Here is a 732-nt window from a genome sequence, read left to right on the forward strand (position 1 = left end):
ATTAGTAAGGCCACGCTACAGAATTGGCTCAAAGATCCTAGTATCAAACTCACTCGCAATAAACCACCCAGTAAAATACCTAACGAAGCATTATTAAAAGATGTTGAACAACATCCAGACGATTACCTGTACGAGAGAGCACAGCGTTTTGGGTGTAGCAAGTCGGGCATCGAGGCTGCTTTAAAACGCCTTGGTGTCAGTCAAAAAAAAGACCTTGGCGCATCCAAAAGCTTGCCCCATAAAGAGAGCTAAGTATCTAAGCAAACTTAACAAATACATTGCTCAAGGCCTTGCTATTGTATACATGGATGAAAGCGGCTTTGAGTCTGAAACCATTCGTTCTCATGGCTATGCACCTATTGGAACCCCTTGCATCGATAGTTACAACTGGCAAGGTAAAAAACGAACCAACGTTATTGGTGCTCTCTATGACAAGACGCTGTTTGCACTCGATTACTTTGAGAAGAACATCAATGGCGATATCTTCTATAACTGGTGCAAAGACACGCTAATACCAAGCCTTAAAACTAAATGCGTGATTGTCATGGATAACGCTAGCTTTCACAAACGCGTTCAGAGACTGCTCAATAGACATGGTCATCGCTTGTTATTTCTACCGCCGTACAGTCCCGATTTAAACCCTATTGAGAAAAAATGGGCACAGGCTAAATTTCTACGCCAAGGATGGATGGAGAATAATCTACCTAAACTATTTCATAATATGGGTTGTAC

2 protein-coding genes are annotated in these 732 nt (G+C 41.8%); both read left to right on the top strand.

From position 1 onward, the window contains the following. Positions 1–252, top strand: a 252-nt coding sequence (locus tag JMX92_RS13625; RefSeq protein ID WP_227675388.1) for an IS630 transposase-related protein, incomplete at its 5' end; no start/stop codon positions are given. Then, on the top strand, positions 194–732 hold a 539-nt coding region (locus tag JMX92_RS13395), incomplete at its 3' end, for an IS630 family transposase (protein WP_227675389.1). The genes JMX92_RS13625 and JMX92_RS13395, both read left to right, overlap by 59 nt.

Source organism: Psychrobacter sp. H7-1, assembly GCF_904846585.1.
Classification (GTDB): Bacteria; Pseudomonadota; Gammaproteobacteria; order Pseudomonadales; family Moraxellaceae; genus Psychrobacter; species Psychrobacter raelei.